Below are 647 nucleotides of genomic sequence, written 5' to 3'. Positions count from 1 at the left end.
AAAAGCGCGTGATGTTCTGCGCGAAGTACGTTTGGATCCCGCATCTATAAACCGCTATCCGCACGAATTTTCCGGTGGGCAACGTCAACGTATTGCGATTGCACGAGCCTTGATTTTGGAACCGTCGTTTATCTTGCTTGATGAGCCGACCTCAGCCTTAGATCGCTCAGTGCAACTCACTGTCATCGATCTTCTCAAAGACTTGCAGAAAAAACACAATATCGGTTATTTGTTCATAAGCCATGATTTATCAGTGGTTAAGGCGCTTTCTGATCGCGTATTAGTAATGCAAAAAGGAGAAGTGATGGAGCAAGGAAGCGCACAAGAGATTTTCCATCACCCAAAAAGTGAGTACACTAGAAAACTGATTGATGCCTCATTTGATCTTGAAAACAATGAAAATCAAAACGATGCTGCTTAGATTCATCACAGTTTCATATTAATGAACTAGGATTAAGTAAAGATGATTATTTCATCTTTACTTGAGAATGGCGTAGCTGCCTTTCGGTTTGGCCGCCGAGACTGGTTGGTTCATCGAGTCAGACTTAGTCAACCTGACTCAACAATACTGAAAAACAGTATTACTTGAGTTCCCCCAACCATGAAAAATGCCGCGATTCTGTCGCGGCATTTTTTATTCTCTAAAG

At 42.0% G+C, this 647-nt stretch carries 1 protein-coding gene; it reads left to right on the top strand.

Annotated elements, in window-relative coordinates; all coding sequences use genetic code 11:
- On the top strand, nt 1-421 hold a 421-nt coding region (locus R7O13_RS27980; RefSeq protein WP_318305338.1), incomplete at its 5' end, for an ATP-binding cassette domain-containing protein.
- Between the last annotated feature and the right edge of the window lie 226 nt (nt 422-647).

This window comes from Vibrio sp. Y176 (assembly GCF_033438945.1).
This window is presented reverse-complemented; position numbering and strand designations above follow the sequence as displayed.